At 50.4% G+C, this 17,253-nt stretch carries 20 protein-coding genes; 4 read left to right on the forward strand and 16 right to left on the reverse strand.

Annotated features, from left to right (window positions below):
* The first annotated feature begins 98 nt into the window (after nucleotides 1–98).
* Nucleotides 99–1,655: a membrane-bound lytic murein transglycosylase MltF gene (gene mltF, locus FEK50_RS07730; RefSeq protein WP_131162555.1), complete on the forward strand. Its 1,557-nt coding sequence runs from the start codon at nucleotides 99–101 to the stop codon at nucleotides 1,653–1,655.
* On the opposite strand, the gene tadA is transcribed toward mltF, so the two are convergent.
* Together tadA and yfhb are read right to left on the reverse strand one after the other, a co-directional pair.
* Nucleotides 1,652–2,155, reverse strand: a complete 504-nt coding sequence (gene tadA, locus FEK50_RS07735; RefSeq protein ID WP_064526984.1) for a tRNA adenosine(34) deaminase TadA — start codon at nucleotides 2,153–2,155, stop codon at nucleotides 1,652–1,654. The two genes, mltF and tadA, sit on opposite strands and share 4 nt — an antisense overlap.
* Nucleotides 2,156–2,212: 57 nt before the next feature.
* Nucleotides 2,213–2,848: a phosphatidylglycerophosphatase C gene (gene yfhb / locus FEK50_RS07740; RefSeq protein ID WP_130222054.1), complete on the reverse strand. Its 636-nt coding sequence runs from the start codon at nucleotides 2,846–2,848 to the stop codon at nucleotides 2,213–2,215.
* Between the two features lie 207 nt (nucleotides 2,849–3,055).
* Here yfhb and FEK50_RS07745 point away from each other — a divergent pair, with 207 nt between their 5' ends.
* Nucleotides 3,056–3,904: a MurR/RpiR family transcriptional regulator gene (locus FEK50_RS07745; protein ID WP_130207550.1), complete on the forward strand. Its 849-nt coding sequence runs from the start codon at nucleotides 3,056–3,058 to the stop codon at nucleotides 3,902–3,904.
* Nucleotides 3,905–3,959: 55 nt separating this feature from the next.
* Nucleotides 3,960–4,220 (forward strand): 4Fe-4S dicluster ferredoxin YfhL, encoded by a 261-nt coding sequence (yfhL, locus tag FEK50_RS07750; protein ID WP_001196283.1) that lies wholly within the window; start codon nucleotides 3,960–3,962, stop codon nucleotides 4,218–4,220.
* A 193-nt stretch (nucleotides 4,221–4,413) separates the two neighbouring features.
* On the opposite strand, the gene FEK50_RS07755 is transcribed toward yfhL, so the two are convergent.
* From FEK50_RS07755 to rseD, 13 genes are all read right to left on the reverse strand, one after another.
* Entirely contained in the window at nucleotides 4,414–4,494 is an 81-nt protein-coding gene (locus FEK50_RS07755) for a small toxic protein shoB (protein ID WP_130207596.1), read from the reverse strand.
* A 419-nt stretch (nucleotides 4,495–4,913) separates the two neighbouring features.
* Nucleotides 4,914–5,294 carry a holo-ACP synthase gene (gene acpS / locus FEK50_RS07760; protein ID WP_130207552.1) on the reverse strand — a complete coding sequence of 127 codons (381 nt, stop codon included), beginning with the start codon at nucleotides 5,292–5,294 and terminating at the stop codon, nucleotides 4,914–4,916.
* Complete coding sequence (gene pdxJ, locus FEK50_RS07765; RefSeq protein ID WP_130207554.1) at nucleotides 5,294–6,025, reverse strand: pyridoxine 5'-phosphate synthase; 732 nt, start codon at nucleotides 6,023–6,025, stop codon at nucleotides 5,294–5,296. The genes acpS and pdxJ overlap by 1 nt, the downstream gene beginning before the upstream one ends.
* Nucleotides 6,026–6,036: 11 nt before the next feature.
* Nucleotides 6,037–6,765 (reverse strand): DNA repair protein RecO, encoded by a 729-nt coding sequence (recO, locus tag FEK50_RS07770; protein ID WP_130207598.1) that lies wholly within the window; start codon nucleotides 6,763–6,765, stop codon nucleotides 6,037–6,039.
* A gap of 131 nt (nucleotides 6,766–6,896) precedes the next feature.
* On the reverse strand, nucleotides 6,897–7,802 hold the full coding sequence (era, locus tag FEK50_RS07775; protein ID WP_000020738.1) for a GTPase Era: 906 nt from the start codon (nucleotides 7,800–7,802) through the stop codon (nucleotides 6,897–6,899).
* Nucleotides 7,799–8,479 (reverse strand): ribonuclease III, encoded by a 681-nt coding sequence (gene rnc / locus FEK50_RS07780; protein ID WP_001068343.1) that lies wholly within the window; start codon nucleotides 8,477–8,479, stop codon nucleotides 7,799–7,801. Before rnc ends, era begins: the two co-directional genes overlap by 4 nt.
* Nucleotides 8,480–8,751: 272 nt before the next feature.
* Nucleotides 8,752–9,726 carry a signal peptidase I gene (gene lepB, locus FEK50_RS07785; RefSeq protein WP_131162554.1) on the reverse strand — a complete coding sequence of 325 codons (975 nt, stop codon included), beginning with the start codon at nucleotides 9,724–9,726 and terminating at the stop codon, nucleotides 8,752–8,754.
* Nucleotides 9,727–9,741: 15 nt separating this feature from the next.
* Nucleotides 9,742–11,541 carry a translation elongation factor 4 gene (lepA, locus tag FEK50_RS07790; RefSeq protein WP_000790173.1) on the reverse strand — a complete coding sequence of 600 codons (1,800 nt, stop codon included), beginning with the start codon at nucleotides 11,539–11,541 and terminating at the stop codon, nucleotides 9,742–9,744.
* 197 nt (nucleotides 11,542–11,738) lie between these two features.
* Nucleotides 11,739–12,218 (reverse strand): SoxR-reducing system protein RseC, encoded by a 480-nt coding sequence (rseC, locus tag FEK50_RS07795; protein WP_131162553.1) that lies wholly within the window; start codon nucleotides 12,216–12,218, stop codon nucleotides 11,739–11,741.
* Nucleotides 12,215–13,171 carry a sigma-E factor regulatory protein RseB gene (gene rseB, locus FEK50_RS07800; RefSeq protein WP_064526144.1) on the reverse strand — a complete coding sequence of 319 codons (957 nt, stop codon included), beginning with the start codon at nucleotides 13,169–13,171 and terminating at the stop codon, nucleotides 12,215–12,217. Before rseB ends, rseC begins: the two co-directional genes overlap by 4 nt.
* On the reverse strand, nucleotides 13,171–13,821 hold the full coding sequence (rseA, locus tag FEK50_RS07805; RefSeq protein ID WP_130260422.1) for an anti-sigma-E factor RseA: 651 nt from the start codon (nucleotides 13,819–13,821) through the stop codon (nucleotides 13,171–13,173). Before rseA ends, rseB begins: the two co-directional genes overlap by 1 nt.
* Nucleotides 13,822–13,853: 32 nt before the next feature.
* Complete coding sequence (gene rpoE / locus FEK50_RS07810) at nucleotides 13,854–14,429, reverse strand: RNA polymerase sigma factor RpoE (RefSeq protein ID WP_001295364.1); 576 nt, start codon at nucleotides 14,427–14,429, stop codon at nucleotides 13,854–13,856.
* A complete protein-coding gene (gene rseD, locus FEK50_RS07815) occupies nucleotides 14,426–14,581 on the reverse strand; it encodes a rpoE leader peptide RseD (protein WP_064526141.1) in 156 nt (51 codons plus the stop codon). The genes rpoE and rseD overlap by 4 nt, the downstream gene beginning before the upstream one ends.
* 255 nt (nucleotides 14,582–14,836) lie before the next feature.
* Here rseD and nadB point away from each other — a divergent pair, with 255 nt between their 5' ends.
* Nucleotides 14,837–16,459, forward strand: a complete 1,623-nt coding sequence (gene nadB, locus FEK50_RS07820) for an L-aspartate oxidase (RefSeq protein WP_131162552.1) — start codon at nucleotides 14,837–14,839, stop codon at nucleotides 16,457–16,459.
* Here the strand turns inward: nadB and trmN are convergent.
* The gene (gene trmN, locus FEK50_RS07825) at nucleotides 16,444–17,181 is read right to left on the reverse strand and encodes a tRNA(1)(Val) (adenine(37)-N(6))-methyltransferase TrmN (protein ID WP_033549546.1); all 738 of its coding nucleotides are present in this window, start codon (nucleotides 17,179–17,181) and stop codon (nucleotides 16,444–16,446) included. The genes nadB and trmN overlap by 16 nt on opposite strands.
* Between the last annotated feature and the right edge of the window lie 72 nt (nucleotides 17,182–17,253).

Below are 17,253 nucleotides of genomic sequence, written 5' to 3' on the forward strand. Positions count from 1 at the left end.
CACAGGTTTACGCAAAATGCCGCTCATTGATGATTATACCTTTGTTTAGCATATCGTTTTTTCAAGCCAGGACACGAACGACACAGAGAATTAACTAATTGAAAAAATTAAAGATTAATTATCTGTTCATTGGCATTCTGGCACTGCTTCTCGCGGTAGCTCTCTGGCCATCTATTCCTTGGTTTGGTAAAGCCGACAACCGTATCGCCGCCATTCAAGCGCGGGGAGAATTGCGCGTGAGCACCATTCATACTCCCCTCACATGGAATGAGATTAACGGTAAATCTTCCGGGCTGGATTATGAGTTGGCCAAACAATTTGCCGACTACCTCGGCGTGAAACTGAAAGTGACCGTACGGCAGAATATCAGCCAGTTGTTTGACGATCTCGACAACGGCAACGCCGACCTGCTGGCAGCAGGTCTGGTTTATAACAGTGAGCGGGTAAAAAACTATCAGCCTGGTCCTACCTATTATTCCGTATCACAACAACTGGTTTACAAAGTGGGTCAATATCGCCCACGCACGCTGGGCAATTTGACGGCGGAACAGCTCTCCATCGCACCAGGACACGTCGTCGTTAACGATCTACAAAGACTGAAAGAAACTAAATTCCCGGATTTAAGCTGGAAGGTGGACGACAAAAAAGGCTCAGCGGAATTACTGGAAGATGTCATCGGAGGTAAGCTGGATTACACCATTGCTGATTCTGTCGCCATCAGCCTGTTCCAGCGAGTTCATCCGGAACTCGCCGTGGCACTCGATATCACCGATGAACAACCAGTGACCTGGTTTAGCCAGTTAGATGACGATAATACCCTTTCCGCAGCTCTGCTCGACTTCTTCAACAAAATGAATGAGGACGGCACGCTGGCACGCATTGAAGAGAAATACCTGGGGCATGGCGATGATTTTGATTATGTCGATACGCGCACATTTTTACGCGCCGTCGATGCGGTGCTGCCACAATTAAAACCTTTATTTGAGAAATACGCCGAGGAAATTGACTGGCGTTTGCTGGCGGCTATTGCTTACCAGGAATCACATTGGGACGCGCAGGCCACCTCGCCGACCGGTGTGCGCGGCATGATGATGTTGACCAAAAATACCGCGCAAAGCCTGGGCATTACCGATCGTACCGATGCTGAACAAAGCATCAGCGGCGGCGCGCGTTATTTGCAGGATATGATGAGTAAAGTGCCGGAAAGCGTGCCAGAAAATGAACGGATTTGGTTTGCGCTCGCCGCTTACAATATGGGTTATGCGCATATGCTGGATGCTCGCGCCCTGACGGCAAAAACCAAAGGTAATCCAGACAGTTGGACCGATGTTAAACAACGTCTGCCTTTACTTAGCCAGAAACCCTATTACAGCAAGCTGACTTACGGTTATGCGCGGGGACATGAAGCTTACGCCTATGTCGAGAATATCCGTAAGTATCAGATTAGTCTGGTGGGGTATCTGCAAGAGAAAGAAAAGCAGGCAACAGAAGCGGCGATGCAGCTGGCTCAGGATTATCCGGCAGTGTCGCCAACAGAATTGAGTAAAGGGAAATTTCCTTTTCTCTCGTTTCTTTCACAGTCGTCATCTAACTACCTGACACACTCCCCTTCGCTGCTGTTTTCCAGGAAGGGAAGTGAAAAGAAGCAAAATTAATCCGCAGAAGATTGCGCTTTTTTCTGCGCTTTGATTTCCTGACGGCGCATGCGAAAGAAGTCGCTGAGCAGCGCTGCACACTCTTCCGCCAATATCCCTTCCGTGATTTCCACCCGGTGATTCATGCCCGGATGGTGCAACACATCCATTAATGATCCGGCAGCCCCCGTTTTCGCATCTCGTGCACCAAAAACTACACGACCAATCCGGCTGTGAATCATCGCTCCGGCGCACATCACACACGGCTCCAGCGTGACATATAATGTGGCGTCGATCAGGCGATAATTTTGCATCACCAGACCGCCCTGACGCAGGGCCATGATTTCAGCGTGCGCGGTAGGATCATGCCGACCAATCGGACGATTCCAGCCCTCGCCGATTACCCGGTTGTTATGCACCAATACCGCGCCGACCGGTACTTCCCGCTCGTCCCAGGCACGCTTTGCCAGCGTCATAGCATGGCGCATCCAGTATTCGTGACTAAATTCGACTTCAGACAAAAAGAAAACTCCGGTTATAAAAGCGCGGCGCATTATACACGGACGCTATGCTTTACTCTATTCCAGTTGCTGGAGTTCACCGCGCGGGGTTACTCGCCAACGATGCTGGCAGAAATAAAGCAGCGGGTTGTCCTGATTACTGTCGCTGTAACCACTGTACAACCGCAGTGGCGTGCCGATTTTGCGTTCCAGTTGCGCGACCTTCTCATGCCCGAGGCAACGCATTGTCAATACCCAGCCGCCATAACCACGCTGAATTTGGCTGGCGATAAGATTCACCCGCGGTAACCAGGGCGTATCGAAATAGACCGCCTCAACCAGCGGCTGTGGAGAACCGGTAATCAACCAGATATCAGCATCGGAACTGAGCAAGTAGGTGGTCAGGCGCTCTTGCACCAGCGGAAAGGCAGTAACATTGTCGCGAAACCAGTGTACAAAATCGGCTTGTAATGCCTGTAAACGCGCTTCGCTGTGACCAAAAGTGCATCCCCACAATAGCAGACTCATCGGCCAGCGCGCAGCACGGCCTTTTATCAATAATGCCATGGCAATAACCGGCAATAGCGGCAGGACAAGCAGTGTATTCAGCGGTTGGCGACGCAGTAAGTAGCGCAGAAAACTACCGAACATATCCTGTTGATGCAATGTTCCATCTAAGTCAAAAAACACCACACGACGCTCGTGAGTTGCCAAACCATACTCCTCTGGACTGAAACATCCTGATTAATCATCGCTACTACATAGCCTAACAGATAGATCATCACTTTTCCGGCAACAATCTACCGTATAATGCTGAATGGAATTTTTAATTCATAGATCTTACAAGCTATGGAATATAATATTCACTCGCTTATGTCTCATATTGCCTGTTGTCGCCATTATTTCATCGCGAGGAAAGATATGAACGGCTTACTTCGTATTCGTCAGCGTTACCAGCAGCTTGCCCAGAGTGATAAAAAACTGGCGGACTATCTCCTGCTACAACCTGATACGGCGCGCCATTTAAGTTCGCAGCAATTGGCCAACGAAGCTGGGGTCAGTCAATCCAGCGTGGTGAAATTCGCACAAAAACTCGGCTATAAAGGTTTTCCAGCCTTAAAACTGGCGTTAAGCGAAGCTCTGGCGAGCCAGCCGGAATCCCCTTCTGTCCCCATTCATAACCAAATTCGCGGTGATGATCCGCTGCGACTGGTGGGTGAAAAACTCATAAAAGAAAACACGGCAGCCATGTATGCGACGCTGAACGTTAACAGTGAAGAGAAATTGCATGAATGCGTGGTGATGCTGCGTTCTGCGAGGCGGATTATTTTAACTGGCATTGGTGCTTCGGGTCTGGTAGCGCAAAACTTTGCCTGGAAACTGATGAAGATTGGTTTCAATGCTGCCGCAGAACGCGATATGCATGCGTTGCTCGCTACTGTACAGGCATCTTCACCGGACGACCTGTTATTAGCCATCTCTTACACTGGTGTACGACGTGAGTTAAATCTCGCGGCAGATGAGATGCTGCGCGTGGGTGGAAAGGTGCTGGCAATTACCGGTTTCACGCCGAATGCTCTGCAACAACGAGCGTCCCACTGCCTGTATACGATTGCCGAAGAACAGGCGACGAATAGTGCATCGATCTCCGCTTGTCACGCTCAGGGAATGCTTACAGATTTGCTGTTCATTGCGCTAATTCAGCAGGACCTGGAACTGGCCCCTGAGCGCATTCGCCACAGCGAGGCACTGGTGAAAAAACTGGTTTGAGCAAAGAATGCGCGTATAATGCCCGCCCGGTTTGTGTTGTTTTGAGAGTTTCCTTATGGCGCTGTTAATCACTAAAAAATGCATCAATTGTGATATGTGTGAACCTGAATGCCCGAATGAGGCGATTTCAATGGGTGATCATATCTACGAGATTAACAGCGATAAGTGTACCGAATGCGTAGGTCACTACGAGACGCCAACCTGCCAGAAGGTGTGTCCGATCCCTAATACTATTGTGAAGGATCCGGCGCATGTCGAGACAGAAGAGCAGTTGTGGGATAAATTTGTGCTAATGCATCACGCAGATAAAATTTAATATTCTGCTCCTGAAGTAGAATATTAATTATTTATAGACAAAAGCTTAACGCTATTATATTTATTAAAATGATGACAACAGCATAATCATTTATCAAATGAATTCATATAATATCTGCGCAGACGTTTATTTATAATTATTAAAGGCGCGCCTGGCTGGTTAACCTGACGCGCCTTAAGTACGTTTCCTTGTGTTATAAGAACAGAAGGATCAGCTGTAAAACAGCAATGATGACTTTAATGACCCGTTTAAACAGGTATCGACAATCAGCCATTCGTTTTTCCTTAAACAAGGAATGCAGCCGTTCAGATTAGCCCTTACATCTCCCCAAAACTGAACGTGCGAGTTATTGAGGATGCATGCTGCACTCCACACCAGAGCTTTGACGACACCACTCGTTTCAATGGGGGAATTCAGTGGCATGGTGTAAAGCACAGCAAAATCGCCAATAACGAAACCAATTTTAATGTACTTACGAATTTGCGGTCACGTTAATATTTCCATCAATATCGCTTTCTTCGTAAAGGCTCGAGTTTTTATGATAAAGATTGCAAGTTGCTTGTAAAAGATAACCACCCTGATCCATAATCGCTGTTGTTGAGGGTGCATGCTGTACAAAATTAAAGTTATAAAGTAAAACCCCCGTTCCTTACCAGTTCGGGGGTTTTACTTTATAAAGAGAACGGTATTATTTTAACTTTCAATAATTACCGTGGCGCAAGCATAATGACGTTCATCTGCCAGCGTCACATGCATATGTGCGACGCCCAGCTTTTCCGCCAGTTTTAATGCCTCGCCCCACAGTCGCAACCGTGGCTTACCAAGCTCATCGTTGAACACTTCAAACTGATTAAACGCCAGACCATTGCGGATCCCGGTTCCAAACGCTTTTGCCGCCGCTTCTTTCACAGCAAAACGCTTCGCCAGAAAACGCACTGGCTGTTGGTGCGTTTTCCAGATTTCCCATTCGTTATCGCTTAATACGCGGCGAGCAAGGCGCTCACCGGATCGGGCAAGCACCGCTTCAATGCGAGCGATCTCCACGATATCCGTGCCTAAACCTAATATTGCCATTAGCCACGCGCTTCCAGCATCAGACGCTTCATTTCTGCCACCGCATCTTTCAGTCCGGTCATCACTGCACGACCAATAATGGCATGGCCGATATTCAGTTCATGCATCTCAGGAATGGCGGCAATGGCCTTCACGTTGTGATAGGTCAGACCGTGGCCGGCGTTAACTTTCAGACCGAGACTTGCAGCAAAGGTCGCGGCTTTAGCAATGCGCGCCAACTCTTGCGCCTGTTCAGCGTCAGTTTTAGCATCGGCATAACAACCAGTATGGATCTCGATAAACGGGGCACCTACCTCTGCTGCAGCTTTGATCTGCTCTTCATCTGCGTCGATAAACAGAGAAACCTGAATCCCGGCATCCGCCAGACGTTTACAGGCATCGCGCATTTTGTCACGCTGACCTGCGACGTCCAGGCCACCTTCAGTTGTCACTTCCTGGCGCTTTTCCGGTACCAGGCAGCAAAAATGAGGCTTCGTCTCAATGGCAATCGCCAGCATCTCTTCGGTCACCGCCATTTCCAGATTCATGCGGGTATCCAGCGTCTGACGCAGGATGCGCACGTCGCGGTCAGTAATGTGGCGACGATCTTCACGCAAATGCACGGTAATGCCATCCGCGCCAGCCTGCTCGGCAATAAACGCGGCCTGCACCGGATCGGGGTAAGCAGTACCACGTGCATTACGCAGCGTTGCGATATGGTCAATGTTGACGCCCAACAGTAATTCAGCCATGACAATCCTCATCAGTCATTATGTGTTTGCACTGTTCGCTTAGGTATAAACTGCCGGAACAGTTCCCTGCTTTTTAATGGTTTACCGCCAAGATACGGCTTAAGCGCCATGCGGGTAAAGCGTTTCGCGGCACGCAATGTGTCTGCGTCAGGAAATTCCCGCGTGTGTAACGCTTTCAACTGCCTCCCGGTGAAGGTTTTATTGTCGATAACGACGCTTGCGATAAACCCTTTTTCTTCGCGATAACGATACGTCATGGTGTCATCCACCGGTTCGCCGCTACCTGCACAATGGGTAAAATTGACGCCATAACCCAGATGCCCGAGCAATGCCAGCTCAAAGCGGCGCAACGCGGGTTCCGGTGTGCCAGTAGCCCCAGCCAGAGACTGGATGCAGTGTAAGTAATCGAAAAAGAGTTCCGAGAAGCGCGTCTCGTATTCCAGCACGCGGGAGAGAAGCTCGTTGATGTACAGACCGCTGTAAAGCGTGATACCACTTAATGGCAGTGCCAATGAGACAGCTTCAGCACTGCGCAGTGTTTTGACTTCACCGCGCCCACCGAAGCGAAGCAAGAGAGGCGTGAAAGGCTGTAATGCACCTTTCAGGGTAGAGCGTTTAGAACGTGCGCCTTTGGCAACCAGACGCACGCGACCCGATTCCTCCGTGAAGACGTCCAGCATCAGGCTGGTTTCGCTCCACGGGCGACTATGCAATACGAATGCGCGCTGCCAGCCTTCCATCATACTCGTCGCCTTTCAAGTTGCAGGTGCCTTGGCTGCACCCGTTCACCCTGGTCACTTACTTTAGTAAGCTCCCAGGGATTCACGGTCTTGCCGCCTTCCTGCACCTCGAAAGTCATAGAGTATGCTAATTAAAGATCGTCAACGTAACCGAGACTACGCAGTGCGCGTTCGTCGTCGGCCCAGCCGGATTTCACTTTTACCCACAGTTCAAGATGGACAGGCGCTTCGAACATTTCCTGCATGTCTTTACGCGCTTCAATGCCGATGGTTTTAATCTTGGCCCCTTTGTTGCCAATGACCATCTTCTTCTGCCCTTCACGCTCAACGAGAATCAAACCGTTGATGTCGTAACCACCACGTTCATTGGTGACAAAACGTTCGATCTCCACGGTCACGGAGTACGGCAGTTCTGCGCCGAGGAAACGCATCAGTTTTTCACGGATGATTTCAGAGGCCATAAACCGCTGTGAGCGGTCGGTGATGTAATCTTCCGGGAAGTGATGCGTCGCTTCCGGCAGGTGTTTGCGCACGATTGCCGCGATAGTGTCAACGTTAAGTCCGGTTTCGGCGGAGATTGGCACGATATCGAGGAAATTCATCTGGCTTGCAAGGAACTGCAGGTGCGGCAGCAGATCGGCTTTCTCCTGCACGTTGTCCACTTTGTTCACCGCGAGGATCACCGGCGCTTTGCCATCACGCAGCTTGTTGAGCACCATTTCATCGTCCGGCGTCCAACGGGTGCCTTCAACGACAAAAATCACCAGCTCAACGTCGCCAATGGAGCTGCTCGCCGCTTTGTTCATCAGGCGGTTAATAGCACGCTTCTCTTCCATATGCAGGCCCGGGGTATCGACGTAGATCGCCTGATACGCGCCTTCAGTATGGATACCCACAATGCGGTGACGCGTTGTCTGCGCTTTGCGGGAAGTGATGGAGATTTTCTGCCCCAACAGTTTGTTCAGCAGCGTGGATTTGCCAACGTTCGGACGTCCGACGATGGCAATAAATCCGCAGTAACTTTTATCGATGCTCATTCCAGCTCCAGTTTTTTCAACGCCTGTTCGGCGGCAGCCTGCTCAGCCTTACGACGGCTTGAACCTGTGCCAACCACCGGTTCACTCAGGCCGCTGACCTGGCAGTGGATAGTAAATTCCTGATCGTGTGCTTCGCCACGTACCTGAACTACCAGATAAGTCGGCAGCGGCAGATGGCGACCCTGCAAATATTCTTGCAAGCGCGTTTTCGGATCTTTTTGTTTATCGCCTGGGCTAATTTCGTCCAGACGGGTTTGATACCAGTTAAGGATTAACTTCTCGACAGTTTGAATATCACTGTCGAGGAATACGCCGCCAATTAATGCTTCGACGGTGTCGGCGAGAATTGACTCGCGACGAAATCCACCGCTTTTAAGTTCACCCGGCCCTAAACGCAAGCACTCGCCTAACTCAAATTCGCGTGCCAGTTCTGCCAGCGTATTGCCACGGACCAACGTGGCGCGCATCCGGCTCATATCGCCTTCATCCACACGCGGGAAACGGTGATACAACGCATTAGCGATAACGTAGCTCAAGATTGAGTCGCCTAAAAATTCTAAACGCTCGTTATGTTTGCTGCTGGCGCTGCGGTGAGTTAATGCCTGCTGCAGCAGTTCCTGATGATTAAAAGTGTAGCCCAGCTTCCGTTGAAGCCGATTAATTACGATGGGGTTCATGCGATACCAATAAATAAATGCGTCAACAATTCAGCACACGAAACAGACCTGATACACATAGGCTCTGTTAACCGCTTTGTCGCGGATTCATTACGCCATATATGGAAACCAACGCTGTTTCGTGTGCCGTGGCAACCAGAAGGCGCCAACCTTAAACTTCGGGGGAATATTCTATACACAACGATAAGGGATGTCGTTAGCCTGGGGAGATTTATCTCATAAATAATTCACGTTGCCGCCAGAATGACGACAACGTGAACGAGAAGCAGCAATTAATGGATGCCGCCAATGCGACTTAAGCGCACACCTGTCGGCCATTCACCTTCTTGCTTATCGAAACTCATCCAGATTGCCGTTGCCCGACCTACCAGATTCGCTTCCGGCACAAAGCCCCAGTAACGGCTGTCCGCGCTGTTGTCGCGGTTATCGCCCATCATGAAGTATTGACCCGGCGGGACAATCCAGGTTGCCAGTTGTTGTCCTGGTTGCTGGTAATACATCCCTACCTGATCCTGGGCGATTGGCACAGTCAGGATACGATGCGTTACATCGCCCAACGTCTCTTTACGTTCGGAAAGACGAATACCATTTTCTTTGGTTTCGTTTTTCGGCACTTCAAAGAAGCCACTGGTCGCTTCCCCGCCGTTACGACGCGAGAAGGTCTGTACGAAATCGCTCGGTTCAACGTTGGAATAAGTTACCGGCAGCGCGTTTTCACACGCTTGACCAGAACTGCATCCAGGCTGAATGGTCACTTCTTTCGCGACCGGATCATAAGTGACTTTATCGCCCGGTAAACCTACCGCTCGCTTGATGTAATCAAGCTTCGGATCTTCCGGGTATTTGAAGACCACGATATCGCCACGTTTCGGATGACCGGTTTCGACCAATGTTTTCTGGTAAATAGGATCTTTAATGCCGTAAGCAAATTTCTCTACCAGAATGAAGTCACCGATTAACAGAGTCGGCATCATCGAACCTGACGGGATCTGGAACGGTTCATAAATAAATGAACGCACAATCAATACGATAGCCAGCACCGGAAATACAGAAGCCCCGGTTTCCAGCCAGCCTGGCTTCGGCGCAACCTTTTTCAGTGTTGCTTTATCCAGTGAATCCCCGGCAGCCGCTTGCGCCGCTGCCTGACGTTCCCGTCGTTTAGGTGCGAAAAAGAATTTATCCACGCACCATAAAATGCCCGTCACCAGTGTGGCAATCACCAGAATCAGGGCAAACATATTCGCCATGCCAACTCCTAAGGGTTATTTGTTGTCTTTGCCGACGTGCAGAATGGCAAGGAACGCTTCCTGCGGCAGCTCAACGTTACCGATCTGCTTCATACGTTTCTTACCTTCTTTCTGTTTCTGCAGCAGCTTTTTCTTACGGCTGATATCACCACCATAGCATTTAGCCAGTACGTTTTTACGCAGCTGCTTCACGGTAGAACGCGCAATGATGTGCGTTCCAATCGCTGCCTGAATAGCGATATCAAACTGCTGGCGTGGGATCAGATCTTTCATCTTCTCCACCAGCTCACGACCACGGTTTTGCGAATTATCACGGTGGGTGATCAATGCCAACGCATCAACACGTTCACCGTTGATTAAGACGTCAACACGCACCATGTCAGAAGCCTGGAAGCGTTTGAAGTTGTAATCCAAAGACGCATAGCCACGCGAGGTTGATTTCAGTCGGTCGAAGAAATCAAGCACCACTTCCGCCATCGGGATCTCGTACGTCAGCGCTACCTGGTTTCCGTGATAGACCATGTTGGTCTGTACACCGCGTTTTTCAACGCACAAGGTAATGACGTTACCGAGATACGCTTGCGGCAGCAGCATGTGACACTCTGCAATCGGCTCGCGCAGTTCGTAGATGTTATTTACCGCTGGCAGCTTGGATGGGCTGTCGACGTAGATAACTTCTTTTGCCGTAGTTTCAACTTCATACACTACTGTCGGTGCTGTGGTAATCAGGTCAAGATCGTATTCACGTTCCAGACGTTCCTGAATGATCTCCATGTGCAACAGGCCGAGGAAGCCGCAGCGGAAACCAAAGCCCAGCGCCGTTGAGCTTTCTGGCTCATAGAACAGTGAAGCGTCGTTCAGGCTGAGTTTGCCCAACGCGTCACGGAAGGCTTCATAGTCGTCGGAACTTACCGGGAACAGACCGGCATATACCTGCGGTTTAACTTTCTTAAACCCAGGCAACGCTTTTTCTGCCGGATTACGCGCCAGCGTTAAGGTATCGCCTACCGGTGCACCGTGGATGTCTTTGATCGCACACACCAGCCAGCCTACTTCGCCGCATTTCAGTTCAGTACGATCAACCTGTTTCGGCGTGAAGATCCCCAGGCGGTCGGCGTTATAGGTCTGCCCGGTGCTCATAACTTTCACTTTGTCGCCCTTACGCAAGGTGCCGTTTTTAATACGGATAAGTGAAACCACGCCCAGGTAGTTATCGAACCAGGAGTCGATAATCAGCGCCTGTAACGGACCTTCTGGATCGCCTTCCGGCGGCGGAATGTCGCGCACCAGACGTTCGAGAACGTCCTGCACGCCCACGCCGGTTTTCGCTGAACAGCGCACCGCATCGGTGGCGTCGATACCAACGATATCTTCAATTTCTTCCGCCACGCGTTCAGGATCGGCTGCCGGTAAGTCAATCTTGTTCAGTACCGGCACCACTTCGAGATCCATTTCCATGGCGGTGTAGCAGTTTGCCAGGGTTTGCGCTTCTACGCCCTGCCCGGCGTCAACCACCAGCAATGCGCCTTCGCAGGCGGCCAGCGAACGGGAAACTTCATAGGAGAAGTCAACGTGCCCTGGAGTGTCGATAAAGTTAAGCTGATAGGTTTCACCGTCAGACGCTTTGTAGTCCAGCGTCACGCTTTGCGCTTTGATGGTAATGCCACGCTCACGCTCAAGATCCATGGAATCGAGAACCTGCGCCTCCATTTCACGGTCAGACAGGCCACCGCAGATCTGGATAATACGGTCAGACAGCGTCGATTTACCGTGGTCAATGTGAGCTATGATCGAAAAGTTACGTATATTCTTCATAAAGTATGATTATTGTGCCTTAACGCCCGGTTAACCAGGCTTTTAGAAGTCGCTGTTCTGAGCTTAACGTCTGTATTAATAGAAAGGCCGCATTCTACACTACAACATTGAGGCGAGGAAATGTTCATACCGTATGGATTGTAGTATCTGGAAACGTCCTCGCATTTGTTATGCAAAATGCAACAAAGCCAGTGAAATCACTGGCTCGCGTCTTCCGAAGATGTTTCAAACCGCACAAGACCTGGCGGCAATGCCACGCTTAAAATGATCGGTTGCCATTCAGCCCGGGCAGCAAACTTTCGCGAGAAGCCGCGCGCAATCAGGAATCCACCAACGCCACCAAGAATTGCGCCGCATAACGCCGCGATGTCTGAAGCAAAGAGTAGCTGAAATAACGAAGCAACAAGGAATAATCCCAACAGTGGCGACATATAAACCAGTAATGCGGAACTAAGCAGGCTACCTTCAGCGATTCCTAATTCGACTTTTTGCCCCGGCACTAACGGTTCATCACAGGGTACGACGATGGTATGTGTGGTTTGCGGACCAAGTTTATTCAACACGCGACTGCCGCAGCCAGCGCGGGAAGCGCAGCTGCTGCATGAGGCTTTGACATCACAACTGACCAGCGCCTGCCCGTTTTGCCAGGAGACCACGGTAGCCCACTCTTTGATCATTGCGCTGCCCCGAACTTAATGTTCTCGGCAATGCGTTTCGCCGTTTGCGGCGGTAGTTCACCAACAATAGTGATTTCCGCGTTGTCACGTATGCTGGTGCTGACTGTTCGGCGTCCGGTACGCAACATCTGATCGGTGCTCGATGGCGTCGCGCGGTTAACGTTTACCGAGAAGCTGAACAAGCCGTCGGAATAGAGACGTGATTCGATGGGCATATTGTCCATCGTGGGCAACGGGCGTCGGCTACTGGAGACTTCGCTAAACCCCTGCGGCAACCAGGTTGGAGTCCAGTTGAATTTGGCTTTTTCACCTACAGGAACAGAAAGCAACGGCGGCAAATTTGCCTTCGCCAGCGTCTGCATACTGCTGCTGATATCCTGATTGACGTTAAAAGCAATCACGCGAAATTGTTCCAGCGTTTCACCATCGCGATCAAGGAGATCAACCCGCATCGGTAATTTCGATTCGGTGTCCATCCACACAATGTAGCTGTAGCGTGTACCATCACGGGCGACTACGCGAATGACTTCGCAAAGACGATCAGCAATACGCGTGCGTCCCACGGAGATAAAGTCGTAGTAAGGAGAAAGGCGTTTGAAATCGGTATAAATGAGCGATGGCAGAGAATCAACAATGTAATCGCCATTAAGAGTAAACGGTTCAAGGCCCGGCTCAAAGTAGCTGATTTCATTGCCGCGCTGTACCACTTCCCGGCGCGGGCCATCCATTTGCAACAACTGAGCAAGCGGACGGTTATCGAGGCGTGCATGTCGATAACGCAGAGACTCAACACCTTGTTTATTGATGCTGATGAATGACAGCTCGTAATTCAGTGACTGGCTAGCCAGGTTCATCTGCTGTAATAACGCCCCGGACGCGGGAGTGGCCGAGGCGTTAGCAGAGAATAACAGGCTACCTGTCACTAATGACATGGCAAACCAAAGTTGCTTCATTACTGCGATTGCGTTCCTAAAGTTTGAATTCCTGGCACCTGTACAGCGGCTTGCTGTGTTTGTGCCTGCTCAAACTGAAGCTGTTCGGAGTGGAGTCGACGTTGCAGTTCGTAATCCTGCAACATGGCATTAATGCGACGACGCTGCTCCTGTACCTGCTGCTGTTGACCATTGTTTGCGGTCGCTTCAGAAGGTACTCCCAGACTTACCGGACTGGCTTTCCCCATCATCGGCAGAGTATTGAATACCGGTGTTTCGGGCTGCTGGGACGTTTCAGATTGTCCATTATAGTGCTGGACGCCAACGATAACTGCAAGCGATACACATGCCGCTACGCCCATTTGGGTAAGCTGTGCCGCCCATGGACGTACTTTCTGCCAGAATGGCATTTTCTGCCATTGATGCGGAGCAGGCTGGGCCTCTGGGATCAATATCGTCGGTTGACGAACTGGCTCTTCTTCAATGGCGGCCATCACGCGCGATGAGATATCGAAATGAAGCAACTCAGGAGTATCACCCCGCATAGAGTCACGGATTAAGTGATAGCTTTCCCAGGTTTTCTGCATTTCCGGGTTGTGAGCCAGTTCGTTGAGCAGCTCACTATCCAGCGTTTCGCCATCCATTAAAGCGGAAAGTTGTTCTTTCTGCATGCCTAATACCCTTATCCAGTATCCCGCTATCGTCAACGCCTGATAAGCGGTTGAACTTTGTTATCAATAGCTTCCCTCGCTCGGAAGATACGTGAACGCACCGTACCTACCGGACAATCCATGATAGCGGCTATCTCTTCATAGCTCAGGCCATCCAGCTCCCGCAAGGTTATTGCCATGCGTAAATCTTCCGGGAGGGACTCAATAGTTCGGAAAACTATCTGTCTCAGTTCTTCTGACAACATTAAGTTCTCAGGGTTCGAAATTTCTTTCAGCGCGCCACCACTTTCGAAGTTTTCAGCTTCAATGGCATCCACATCACTGGAAGGTGGACGACGCCCCTGAGCAACCAGGTAATTTTTCGCTGTATTTACAGCGATCCGATACAGCCATGTATAAAAAGCACTATCTCCCCGGAACGAATCCAGCGCACGATAGGCTTTAATAAAAGCTTCTTGTACCACATCGGGAACATCACCCGACGGCACATAGCGGGAAACCAGACTCGCCACTTTATGCTGATAGCGCACTACCAGTAAGTTAAAAGCTTTCTGATCTCCCTTCTGGACCCGTTCAACCAGGACCTGGTCCGTTAACTGCTCGCTCATCCGAGGTAAAGTCTCCCCAAACCAAATTTCCACGCGCTATCGAAACGCCACTCCATTAGCTGCAATTTGAGCAAGCAAAACGTTAGAGTGTCTCGTTTTTGTAAAGTTCCGTAACGCATCTGTTTTTGTTTGTCATGCTGTAGACGGATCATTATCTATCATTATAAGTCTACAGAATCTGAACATCGCATTATCTGTGTAGAAATGCCCATTTAACTGCCTGAAGAGTACCCCAACGGCCTTTTTATTTCACCACCTAATCCTCCGCCAGCAAGCAACTTCTCTTTTTTCCACCGTCCAGGATCTCCCTGTTTAGCCATTGTAACAAATATTAAAATAGCAGGTGTTTAATTACACAACGTGATGCTATGCTGACCAAACCGTGTTTAGTAAATTAAACAAACAAAATGAATACTCTTCCTGAACATTCTTGTGATGTGCTGATTATCGGTAGCGGCGCAGCCGGGCTTTCACTGGCACTACGTCTGGCTGACCAGCATCAGGTCATCGTTCTTAGCAAAGGCCCGGTAACGGAAGGCTCAACATTTTATGCCCAGGGCGGAATCGCCGCCGTGTTTGATGAAACTGACAGCATAGACTCGCATGTGGAAGACACATTAATTGCTGGTGCCGGCATTTGCGATCGCCATGCGGTTGAATTTGTCGCCAGCAACGCGCGTTCCTGCGTGCAATGGCTAATCGATCAGGGAGTGTTGTTTGACACCCACGTTCAGCCGAATGGCGAAAAAAGCTATCATCTGACCCGTGAAGGTGGGCATAGTCACCGTCGCATTCTTCATGCTGCCGACGCCACCGGCAGAGAAGTAGAAACCACGCTGGTGAGCAAGGCGCAGAACCATCCGAATATTCGTGTGCTGGAACGCAGCAATGCGGTTGATCTGATTGTTTCTGACAAAATTGGCCTGCCTGGAACGCGACGGGTTGTCGGCGCGTGGGTGTGGAACCGTAATAAAGAAACCGTGGAAACTTGCCATGCTAAAGCGGTGGTGCTGGCAACTGGCGGCGCGTCGAAGGTTTATCAGTACACCACCAATCCGGATATTTCCTCTGGTGATGGTATTGCCATGGCCTGGCGTGCGGGTTGCCGGGTCGCCAATCTCGAATTTAATCAGTTTCACCCTACCGCGCTGTACCATCCACAGGCACGGAATTTCCTTTTAACGGAAGCCTTACGCGGCGAAGGCGCTTATTTGAAACGCCCGGACGGCACATGTTTTATGCCTGATTTTGATGATCGCGGCGAACTGGCCCCGCGCGATATTGTCGCCCGCGCCATTGACCATGAGATGAAACGCCTCGGCGCGGATTGTATGTTCCTTGATATCAGCCATAAGCCCGCTGAATTTATTCGCCAGCATTTCCCGATGATCTATGAAAAGTTGCTCGGGTTGGGTATTGACCTCACGAAAGAACCGGTGCCGATTGTGCCTGCTGCGCACTATACCTGCGGCGGCGTAATGGTTGACGATCATGGACGTACGGACGTTGATGGCCTGTATGCCATTGGTGAAGTGAGTTATACGGGCTTACATGGTGCTAACCGCATGGCCTCTAACTCCTTGCTGGAGTGTCTGGTCTATGGCTGGTCGGCAGCGGAAGATATTACAAAACGTATGCCTTATGCGCGTGGCGTCAGTACGTTACCGCCGTGGGATGAAAGCCGTGTTGAGAATCCTGACGAACTGGTGGTGATTCAACATAACTGGCATGAGTTACGCCTGTTTATGTGGGATTACGTAGGTATTGTGCGCACAACAAAACGCCTTGAGCGCGCTCTGCGGCGTATCAATATGTTGCAACAGGAAATAGACGAATATTACGCACACTTCCGCGTATCAAATAATTTGCTGGAACTGCGTAATCTGGTGCAGGTTGCCGAGTTGATTGTTCGCTGTGCAATAATGCGTAAGGAGAGTCGGGGGTTGCATTTCACGCTGGATTATCCGGAACTGCTCACGCATTCCGGTCCGTCGATCCTTTCCCCCGTCAATCATTACATAAACAGATAAAAAGCCTGGGTCAGCGCAGTGTACGCTTCGGAATAGTTCTGGTCTGGCCCACGAATGACTAAGCGATCGCAAAAGCACTCCCCCGCCAGTGGGGAGAATGCCAGCAGCACCCGATGCGGCAATCGCGCTTCGTTTTCTGCCACATCCGTTCGCAAACGTAAATGCCACCCCATGCTTAATGCCAGCTCCGTAAAACTATTACCGATTTGCTCTGGCAGTACCACGCAGAAAAATCCCTCTTCGGTAATGCACTCTGCCGCGCAGGTCAGCAAGGATTGATGATCCAGCGTGGTGGTATAGCGTGCCTGTTCCCGCTGAGGTGTCGCACACTCCACTCCCTGCTGATAATACGGCGGGTTGCTGATAATTAAATCGAAGCGTGCTGTCTGCTGTGTGATCCACTGCTGAATATCCGCTGTATGGACGTTAATCCGCTCTGCCCACGGGGACTGGGCGATATTTTCCTGCGCCTGGGCAGCCGCTTCGTTTTCAAGCTCGACCGCATCAATCATCACACTGTCATCGGTTCGCTGCGCCAGCATCAGTGCCAACAACCCGCTACCAGTGCCGATATCAAGGCAGCGTTTTACCCCTGCCACCGGAGCCCATGCGCCAAGCAAAATTCCATCCGTTCCCACTTTCATCGCACATCGTTCGTGGCCGACAAAAAACTGTTTAAAAGTAAATCCATTACGACGAAGCACGGATGTAGACTGTGACATGTAAATAAAACCTTGCTGAAAAAACGGCGATAGCACCGGGTAAGAACAATACCTGAGAAGCGATATCCATAC

The organism is Escherichia sp. E2586 (assembly GCF_005781105.1).
In the GTDB taxonomy this organism is placed as follows: Bacteria; Pseudomonadota; Gammaproteobacteria; order Enterobacterales; family Enterobacteriaceae; genus Escherichia.

What these genes read in the sequence shown, in the direction of transcription:
- FEK50_RS07745 (WP_130207550.1), top strand. Translation starts at nt 3,056, where the DNA reads ATGAACGGCTTACTTCGTATTCGTCAGCGTTACCAGCAGCTTGCCCAG.
- yfhL (WP_001196283.1), top strand. Translation starts at nt 3,960, where the DNA reads ATGGCGCTGTTAATCACTAAAAAATGCATCAATTGTGATATGTGTGAA.
- FEK50_RS07755 (WP_130207596.1), bottom strand. Translation starts at nt 4,494, where the DNA reads ATGGCTGATTGTCGATACCTGTTTAAACGGGTCATTAAAGTCATCATT.
- acpS (WP_130207552.1), bottom strand. Translation starts at nt 5,294, where the DNA reads ATGGCAATATTAGGTTTAGGCACGGATATCGTGGAGATCGCTCGCATT.
- pdxJ (WP_130207554.1), bottom strand. Translation starts at nt 6,025, where the DNA reads ATGGCTGAATTACTGTTGGGCGTCAACATTGACCATATCGCAACGCTG.
- recO (WP_130207598.1), bottom strand. Translation starts at nt 6,765, where the DNA reads ATGGAAGGCTGGCAGCGCGCATTCGTATTGCATAGTCGCCCGTGGAGC.
- era (WP_000020738.1), bottom strand. Translation starts at nt 7,802, where the DNA reads ATGAGCATCGATAAAAGTTACTGCGGATTTATTGCCATCGTCGGACGT.
- rnc (WP_001068343.1), bottom strand. Translation starts at nt 8,479, where the DNA reads ATGAACCCCATCGTAATTAATCGGCTTCAACGGAAGCTGGGCTACACT.
- lepB (WP_131162554.1), bottom strand. Translation starts at nt 9,726, where the DNA reads ATGGCGAATATGTTTGCCCTGATTCTGGTGATTGCCACACTGGTGACG.
- lepA (WP_000790173.1), bottom strand. Translation starts at nt 11,541, where the DNA reads ATGAAGAATATACGTAACTTTTCGATCATAGCTCACATTGACCACGGT.
- rseC (WP_131162553.1), bottom strand. Translation starts at nt 12,218, where the DNA reads ATGATCAAAGAGTGGGCTACCGTGGTCTCCTGGCAAAACGGGCAGGCG.
- rseB (WP_064526144.1), bottom strand. Translation starts at nt 13,171, where the DNA reads ATGAAGCAACTTTGGTTTGCCATGTCATTAGTGACAGGTAGCCTGTTA.
- rseA (WP_130260422.1), bottom strand. Translation starts at nt 13,821, where the DNA reads ATGCAGAAAGAACAACTTTCCGCTTTAATGGATGGCGAAACGCTGGAT.
- rpoE (WP_001295364.1), bottom strand. Translation starts at nt 14,429, where the DNA reads ATGAGCGAGCAGTTAACGGACCAGGTCCTGGTTGAACGGGTCCAGAAG.
- rseD (WP_064526141.1), bottom strand. Translation starts at nt 14,581, where the DNA reads ATGATCCGTCTACAGCATGACAAACAAAAACAGATGCGTTACGGAACT.
- nadB (WP_131162552.1), top strand. Translation starts at nt 14,837, where the DNA reads ATGAATACTCTTCCTGAACATTCTTGTGATGTGCTGATTATCGGTAGC.
- trmN (WP_033549546.1), bottom strand. Translation starts at nt 17,181, where the DNA reads ATGTCACAGTCTACATCCGTGCTTCGTCGTAATGGATTTACTTTTAAA.